The sequence below is a fragment of the Rhizobium sp. 2YAF20 genome (assembly GCF_052114685.1).
Taxonomy (GTDB): domain Bacteria; phylum Pseudomonadota; class Alphaproteobacteria; order Rhizobiales; family Rhizobiaceae; genus Rhizobium.
The window spans coordinates 1-8,090 of the sequence record NZ_JBFRFF010000081.1; the positions used below are offsets into that span (position 1 = coordinate 1).

Here is an 8,090-nt window from a genome sequence, read left to right on the forward strand (position 1 = left end):
AGCCAGACGTTCGCGCAGGTCGATCCGTGGTCGGAGCGGGTTTCCGGCAAGGACAAGCATGAGTTCCGGCCGATGGCGACGGTCGGCTTTCATCAGGCGGCGGAGTGAGGAGATGGACGTGAACTGGATCGCAATCGGTGACATTTCCGATATCCCGCTGCGTGGCGCGCGCTGCGTGAAGACGCCCGAGGGCAAGGTCGCGGTGTTCCGCACGGCCGAAAACGAGGTCTTTGCCATCGAGGATCATTGCCCGCACAAGGGCGGGCCACTCTCCCAGGGTATCGTCCACGGCACATCGGTCACATGCCCGCTGCACAACTGGGTCATCTCGCTGGAAACCGGCAAGGCGCTGGGCGCCGACGAGGGGCAGGTGAGGACCATTCCCTTGCGCAACGAGAATGGAGCGCTGTTCATCGCCCTGAAGCAGAGCGCCCAGATGGTTGCGGCGGAGTAGCCATGTCGATCGAGGTCAAAACGACCTGCCCCTATTGCGGCGTTGGTTGCGGCGTTATCGCCAAGGTCGCCGATGACGGCGTCGTCTCTGTCAAAGGCGACCCCGATCACCCCGCCAACTTCGGGCGTTTGTGCTCCAAGGGCTCGGCTCTGGCCGAGACACTGTCCATGGATGGAAGGGTGCTCCACCCGGAAATCCACGGCAAGCGCGCGGAGTGGGATGAGGCACTGGATCTCGTAGCCTCGAAATTCCGCGAAGCCATCGCCGAGCATGGGCCGGACTCGGTCGCATTCTATGTCTCGGGTCAATGTCTGACGGAGGATTATTATGTCGCCAACAAGCTGATGAAGGGCTTCATCGGTTCGGGCAATATCGACACGAATTCCAGGCTTTGCATGGCCTCCTCCGTTGCTGGCCATCGCCGCGCCTTTGGTTCGGATACGGTACCGGGCACCTACGAAGATCTCGAGCTCGCGGATGTGATCGTGCTCGTTGGCTCGAACATTGCATGGTGCCATCCAGTGCTCAACCAACGGATCCAAGCGGTAAAACAAGGCCGACCGGACATGAAAATCGTCACGATTGATCCGCGACGCTCAGTCAGCGCCGATCTTGCTGACATGCACCTGATGATCAAAAGCGACGGCGATGTTGCCCTCTTCAATGGGCTGCTTACCCATCTCGCCGGATCGTCAGTTTTCGACCACGATTATGTGTCGGCGCACACGATCGGCTTCCGTGATGCGCTGGAAGCCGCGCAAACCAGAGGCATGCCGGATATCTCGGAGGAAACCGGTCTATCGGTTGCCGAACTGCGGGCCTTCTATCGTCTGTTTGAAACATCGGAAAAGGTGGTGACCTGCTACAGCCAGGGCGTCAACCAGTCCTCGATCGGCACCGACAAGGTCAATGCGATCATCAATTGCCATCTGGCGACAGGGCGCATCGGTAGGCCAGGCATGGGGCCCTTCTCGCTGACCGGCCAGCCGAATGCGATGGGTGGCCGCGAGGTCGGCGGGCTTGCCAACATGCTTGCGGCGCATATGAATATTGAGGACGAAGCAGCGCGTGATCGCGTGCAGCGCTTCTGGAATTCGCCAACCATAGCGACAAAGCCCGGTCTCAAAGCTGTCGAGATGTTCGAAGCCGTGGCGGACGGGCATATCAAGGCACTCTGGATTATGGCGACCAATCCTGCGGTTTCGATGCCGGATGCCGACCGGGTGCGCGAAGCCATCCGCAACTGTCCTTTCGTCGTCGTTTCCGATATCCAAAAGAACACCGATACCGCCGCACTCGCGCACGTGCTACTGCCAGCCACCGGCTGGGGTGAGAAAGACGGAACCGTCACCAACTCCGAGCGGCGCATTTCCCGCCAGCGCAATTTCCTGGATCTGCCCGGCGACGCAAAGCCAGACTGGTGGCATTTGGCCGAGGTTGCCAAGCGCATGGGCTTCAACGGCTTCGACTATGACAGTCCTGATAAAATCTTCGCCGAGCACGCAGCCCTGTCAGGATTCGAAAATGATGGCATGCGCGACTTCGATATAGGCGCGAAATCCGGCATCTCACCCGATGCCTTTAAGGCGATGTCTCCGTTCCAATGGCCGCATCGCAAAGGTAACCCCGAAAGCGCCACACGTTTCTTCGCAGGTGGCGAGTTCTACACGCCGGACCGCAAGGCCAGGTTCATCCCTGTGAAATCCGCGCGCGACGACCTCACGACCGAGGACACGCCCTTCATTCTCAATACCGGCCGCATCCGCGACCAGTGGCATACGATGACGCGCACCGGCAAGGTGGCGCGGCTATCATCGCATCTCGCCGAACCTTTCGCCGAAATCAACCCTGTGGACGCCGCTGAACTCGGCATCGGCAAGGCAGGGTTGGTAAGGTTGGAAAATGCCTTCGGTTCCGTCGTGCTGCGCGCGCTGATCACGGAGCGGCAGCCGCCCGGTGGCGTCTTCGTGCCGATGCATTGGAGCGACGAATATTCGGCAAATTCACGCGTGGCCGCTCTGCTGGCACCACGCACAGACCCTGTCTCCGGCCAACCGGCGCTCAAGAATATCGGCGTCAGGGTGCGACCGGCTGAAATGGCGTATTTCGGTTTTGCAGTTGTCGCCTTCCGTCCCGCGCGACTTGAGGCGCCGTATTGGGCGCTCGCGAAGGCAGAAGCCGGCTGGAGGGTGGAATTTGGCTTCGACAAGGCACCTGACGATATCGAAATGTGGTGTCGCAATACTTTCGGCCTTTCTGATCGCGGCGAACATCTCGCCTATGTCGACAGCCCGACGCAACAGCAACGTCATGGCTTCTTCGACGGAGAACGGCTGTTGCTCGCGTTTTATGCCGCGCCGGAACCAGTAGCAGTATCGCGGGACTGGGCCGTCAAGCAACTCAGCGCACAACTTGAGACGGTGCGGGCGCGCTTTGCGGTGCTCGCCGGCCGGCCGGGTGCAGATCAGATGGATCCTGGTGCAACCGTCTGCTCCTGCTTCTCGGTCGGCGTCAACCAGATCGTAGCCGCCGTCGCCGGCGGTTGCCACACGATCGAGGCCGTCGGCAAGCAGCTCAATGCCGGCACCAATTGCGGCTCCTGCCGCGTGGAAATTAGAGGGATTCTCGATGGTTGCCTTCGTCAAGCCGCAGAATAATGGACTGGAGCGTATCGCCCCGCTCGCCTCGCTACCGGTGTTTTTCGACCTCAAGGGGAAATCCGTGCTGATCGCCGGCGGCAGCGACGGGGCGGCGTGGAAGGCCGAACTTTTAGCGGCTGCGGGCGCAGAGGTGCATGTCTTCTGCCCCGCAGACGAGCTTTGCGAGGCCTTTCGGGAGCAACTTGACCAATTTGTCCATCACGACGCATTTTGGCGTGCGGCATACTTCAAGAGCTTTGCTTTGGCGGTAGGCGACTGTGAAACCGAAGAGGAGGCGCGCTGCTTCCACGATCACGCCAAAGCCGCCGGGGTTCCCGTCAACGTCATCGACAAGCCGACATTCTGTGAGTTCAAGTTCGGCTCGATTGTTAACCGCTCACCCGTGGTGATCGGCATCTCGACCGATGGAGCCGCTCCCATCCTCGGCCAAGCTATCCGTCGGCGCATCGAAACCCTTCTCCCGCAATCACTCAAATCCTGGGCGCAACTTGCGCAGGCCATCCGCGCCCACGTGACGGACGCACTGAGCTCGGTTCAGCGACGAAATTTCTGGGAGCGCTTCGTCGATCGCGCCTTCGCGGACAAGGAGCCCGATGCAGATACGGTGCCGGGCCTGATCGCAGACGCCGACCGAATCCGCAGCAATGTTAGCGCTGGCGGCCACGTGACACTCGTAGGCGCCGGGCCGGGCGACGCCGAACTTTTGACACTAAAGGCCGTCCGCGCCCTACAGGCGGCCGATGTGATCCTGTTCGACGATCTTGTTTCCGGGGAGGTGTTGGAGCTTGCCCGCCGCGAGGCTAAACGCATGCTGGTGGGCAAACGCGGCGGCCGCGAGAGCTGCAGGCAGGAGGACATCAACGCAACAATGTTGGCCTACGCCAAGGCTGGCAAGCGCGTCGTTCGCCTCAAGTCGGGCGACCCGATGATCTTCGGCCGTGCCGGCGAAGAGATTGCCCATCTCGATAGAGAGAACATCCCTGTCGACGTTATCCCCGGCATCACGGCAGCAAGCGCCATGGCCTCATATCTCGGCATATCGCTAACCCACCGCGATCACGCCCATTCCGTACGCTTCATCACGGGCCACTCCCGCCATGGCGGACTGCCGGCCGATGTTGACTGGGCATCCGTGGCGGATCCCCATACGACAGCCGTGTTCTACATGGGCGGCAGGACAGCGCCGCTTATTGCCGATCGGCTGATCGCCGAGGGCCTTCAGCCTTCCACCCCTACCGTCATCATGAGCAACGTCAGCCGCACCACGCAGCGGGAATGGCGCGGCAGCCTCATAAGCCTTGCCGTGGGCATGGAGGAGATCGGCTACGAAAATCCCGTCCTAATCGCGGTGGGCGGCGCTGTTTCGGCTCGCCGGGGCGTGATCGCAGATGCCGGTGATTTTGCCGGGGCTCTCGTCCAGGCCGCAGGGTTTCACTGATGCAGCTTGGCTGACTTCGCCGGTATTTCTCGTCCTCGCATCAGCTGTCGCTTGCCAGCTAATCTGGGTCTTCCTCACTTTGTGTGGTGACCCCGTCAATTGAGCGGTAGCATGTGTTCTCCCGAGCATGCTCCGGGCCAATTCTGCCATAAAGCGCACGCTCGATCGTCTTCAATCGGCTGATCTGGCCTCAGCGCGGCCGCTACTTCACGGGAATTCCCCTCGTCCGGTACGGCGTCGAGTGTTTTGCCCACTGCAAATTCCACCACCTCACAAAGTGAGGAAGACCCTAATTTAATGGAAAGCGACACGTCCGGCGTCAGATCAAAATCAGAAGCCACTGGGCCTGCAGCTTCCGTATGGGCGCGAGGATGAGTTTCTGCGTAAGCCAGTCCAGCGCCACTGTGGCCTTGGTGGAACACCCTGCTCCGAGGCACGCGAGATTAGCGGCGTGCGGCGGCTGATTGCACCGTTGAACGTGCGACGGGTTGGGCCATCGTTCTCACAGTAAGGCGAAGCCGCGCAGATTGGCTGGCATCCACATGATCCAGTTTGAACTGGCTGACAAGCTCGCGAAGTTTTTGCGCTTCCTGAGCGAGCGAGGCAGAAGCCGCAGTTGATTGTTCCACCATTGCCGCATTCTGCTGTGTGGTCTGATCCATCTGGTTGACCGCGATGTTGACCTCGCTCAGGCCAACCGACTGCTCTTTTGCGGATGTCGCGATCGAATTCATATGCTGGTTGATCTGAGTGATAAAGCCGCCGATGATCTTAAGGGACTCGCCAGTATCACGCACAAGTTTGACGCCGCTTTCCACCTCCTTCGAGGAGTTCTGGATCAGGCCTTTTATCTCCTTCGCCGCTGTCGCCGAGCGTTGTGCAAGTTCGCGTACTTCCTGGGCGACGACTGCAAAACCCTTCCCTGCTTCGCCCGCTCGAGCTGCTTCCACGCCCGCGTTCAAGGCAAGCAAATTGGTCTGGAACGCGATTTCATCGATCACACCAATAATATTGGAAATCTGTTGCGATGAGGTCTCGATGCGACCCATGGCCTCTTCGGCTTGAGAAACGACTTCTGCAGATTTTACAGCACTGCGGTTGGCCTCCGTGGCCACTGAACGCGCTTCTTCGGTCCGTTTGGAGGAATTCGACACATTCGCAGTGATCTCTTCCAGGGCCGCAGCCGTTTCTTCGAGCGAGGCTGCCTGTTGTTCTGTACGCTTTGATAGATCACCCGCGCCCGAGGAGATCTCCCGGGTGCCATCGTCCATCGTGGTGATGCTTTCGGAAATTGCCCCGAGTACTGCGCTGAGTTGGGTCACCGACTGGTTGAAGTCGTGGCGCAACGCCTCAAAGTCAGGTGCAAACGCCTCATGAAGCTGAAAAGCAAGATCGCCCGAAGCAAGCCGCTTTAACCCTTCAGCCAGCCCTGATGTGGCAATGCGCAAGCGCTCGGTGGCTTCGGCTTCGGCTTTCCGCTGGGCGGCGATGCGATCAGCGTCTGCCTGTCGCCGGCTTTCGTCAGCTTCCATTTCCATCCGTTTATTTGCTATCGCGGCTTGACGGAAGACCTCTATGGCGCCCGCCATGGAACCGATTTCATCGGCACGGCCGGCAAACGGAATTTCAGAGCCGCTGTCTCCTTCGGCCAGCCGCCGCATCGCACGAGTAATGAGGATGATGGGATTGGCAATGCTCGTCAGCACGAATGCGATAGCGCCGAGAACAAGCAATCCTGCAAGGCCCATCGCTGTAAATAGGTAGAACTTCACAGATGCGTAGGTTGTCCTGCTAGTCTCGGCAGCCTTGTTGCTGCCCTCAACGTTCAATTCGACAAGGGCCGCCGTAAATTCCTTCAGCTTATCTGAATGGACGCGCATCTCTCCGCTCAGAAATTGCCCGGCTTCTTCGGTTTTGTTCGCGCGGGAAAGGGCGAGAAGCTGCGGTCTGCTACCGATGTAGCCTTCGATGTTCTCCTTTATCGAGTTGATCAACTGGCGCTCACGATCCGACGATGCAAGCGAAAGATAGGCATCTATCGATTTGCGAACCGTGTCCTCCGCGATTGAAACGGCCTCTTCGCGCGTTTTCTTGTCTGCGTCCGACTGTGCGATGATGTGATCGCGATAAGCGAGGCGCAAATTCGCCATATTGAGATTGATCGCTCGTGATGCCTGTACGCTCGGCAGCCAGTGAGTGGCAATTTCTTCGGTGGAGCCGTTTGTCTGGCTCAGGCCATTGATTGAGAGATACGCAATAAGACCGAAAAGAACAGCGACGGCGCTAAAAATCAGGAGCAAGCTCGACTTTATGTTTGGACGACGCACTGAAGAACCCCTTTATAAATTCCGACGCTCCGGCGGATTGATAACGGGATTTGTAACAAAAATAATTTAATGATTTGCTCATGTGCAACACATCGTTTACCAATATTTTTGATAGCGCTTCCGTTGGAAGCAGCAGCCGATTGAAATTCATAGTTACCGGCTCTGAGTTTATTGAAAAGCGAATACCTCGCTCAAACAATTGATTTTCACGACAATTTTAAAATCAGGGGTGCGATTGGAGCCGATGATCCCACCGGAACTACCAATCGAGCAGCGTTATCAGGTGCCAAATCCGCTGGGGGTCGCTCTAGGCTGAGGATTCACACGCCAACCACAAACGTCGCTTTTGAATTCGAAATCACCGCTTACGATGAGGCAGATACAGACCTCGACGCTGGAGCCATGACGAACACCTTTTTCACCATCGGCCATTCCACCAGGACGATCGTCGAATTTGCTGATCTTCTTCAGCAATCAGGCGTCCAATTGGTTGTTGACGTGAGAACAATACCACGATCGCGCAGTAATCCCCAGTTCAACGGCCAGAGTTTGCCGGAAGCCTTGACGCCGTGGCAGATCGGCTATGAGCATATCGCAGAGCTCGGCGGCCTTCGAGGAAAGACGCGCAACGCTGAGCCTTCCTCGAACACATATTGGCGGGTCCGTAGCTTCCGCAACTATGCTGATTTCGCCATGACAGCGTCCTTCAATGTCGGCTTTGCCCGCCTGCGGGAGCTAGGTGACCAGCATCGCTGCGCGATCATGTGCGCCGAAGCAGTCTGGTGGCGATGCCACCGGCGTATCATAGCCGACTATCTCCTCGCAGCTGGAGAGAACGTGATGCACATCCTTGGGCCCTCGCATGTCGATGTGGCACAGCTGACGCCCGGGGCAGTCGTTCGCGACGACGGACGGGTCGATTACCCCGACGAACATCGGCGGTCGGACGACATATCGACGAAGGTAGCCTCAACCCGATCAAGCGGGTCTCCGCAAAAATCAAACATTTGATGCGACCCTCACTGCGCCAAACCGTCCAAGAGGCATGGCGCACGGTCGGAAAAGGCTGGCTCATAATCCGCCGGCCGAACCGTGAGAGCGATGCAACTGCTCGCTCTTTGACGCAATCACTGCCAGCAGATCGTTCCATGATTTGGTGAAGGATTGGGCGCCTTCCAATTGAAGGTGCGCGGCTAGCGCCTCAGTGTCGA

The 8,090-nt window shown here is 58.5% G+C and carries 5 protein-coding genes; 4 read left to right on the top strand and 1 reads right to left on the bottom strand.

Annotated features, from left to right (window positions below):
* Nucleotides 1-112: 112 nt before the first annotated feature.
* From nirD to cysG, 3 genes are read left to right on the top strand one after another with little or no spacing between them, the layout of a single operon-like run.
* On the top strand, nucleotides 113-454 hold the full coding sequence (nirD, locus tag AB4Z52_RS35305) for a nitrite reductase small subunit NirD (protein WP_442222473.1): 342 nt from the start codon (nucleotides 113-115) through the stop codon (nucleotides 452-454).
* A gap of 2 nt (nucleotides 455-456) precedes the next feature.
* Entirely contained in the window at nucleotides 457-3,111 is a 2,655-nt protein-coding gene (locus tag AB4Z52_RS35310) for a nitrate reductase (protein WP_442222474.1), read from the top strand.
* The gene (gene cysG, locus AB4Z52_RS35315; RefSeq protein WP_442222475.1) at nucleotides 3,083-4,552 is read left to right on the top strand and encodes a siroheme synthase CysG; all 1,470 of its coding nucleotides are present in this window, start codon (nucleotides 3,083-3,085) and stop codon (nucleotides 4,550-4,552) included. Before AB4Z52_RS35310 ends, cysG begins: the two co-directional genes overlap by 29 nt.
* A 443-nt stretch (nucleotides 4,553-4,995) precedes the next feature.
* Here the strand turns inward: cysG and AB4Z52_RS35320 are convergent, their stop codons facing one another.
* The gene (locus AB4Z52_RS35320; protein ID WP_442222476.1) at nucleotides 4,996-6,879 is read right to left on the bottom strand and encodes a methyl-accepting chemotaxis protein; all 1,884 of its coding nucleotides are present in this window, start codon (nucleotides 6,877-6,879) and stop codon (nucleotides 4,996-4,998) included.
* A gap of 402 nt (nucleotides 6,880-7,281) precedes the next feature.
* On the opposite strand from AB4Z52_RS35320, the gene AB4Z52_RS35325 reads away from it, so the two are divergent.
* Entirely contained in the window at nucleotides 7,282-7,890 is a 609-nt protein-coding gene (locus tag AB4Z52_RS35325) for a DUF488 domain-containing protein (RefSeq protein WP_442222477.1), read from the top strand.
* Nucleotides 7,891-8,090: the final 200 nt, after the last annotated feature.

What these genes read in the sequence shown, in the direction of transcription:
- cysG (WP_442222475.1), top strand. Translation starts at nt 3,083, where the DNA reads ATGGTTGCCTTCGTCAAGCCGCAGAATAATGGACTGGAGCGTATCGCC.
- AB4Z52_RS35325 (WP_442222477.1), top strand. Translation starts at nt 7,282, where the DNA reads ATGACGAACACCTTTTTCACCATCGGCCATTCCACCAGGACGATCGTC.
- nirD (WP_442222473.1), top strand. Translation starts at nt 113, where the DNA reads ATGGACGTGAACTGGATCGCAATCGGTGACATTTCCGATATCCCGCTG.
- AB4Z52_RS35310 (WP_442222474.1), top strand. Translation starts at nt 457, where the DNA reads ATGTCGATCGAGGTCAAAACGACCTGCCCCTATTGCGGCGTTGGTTGC.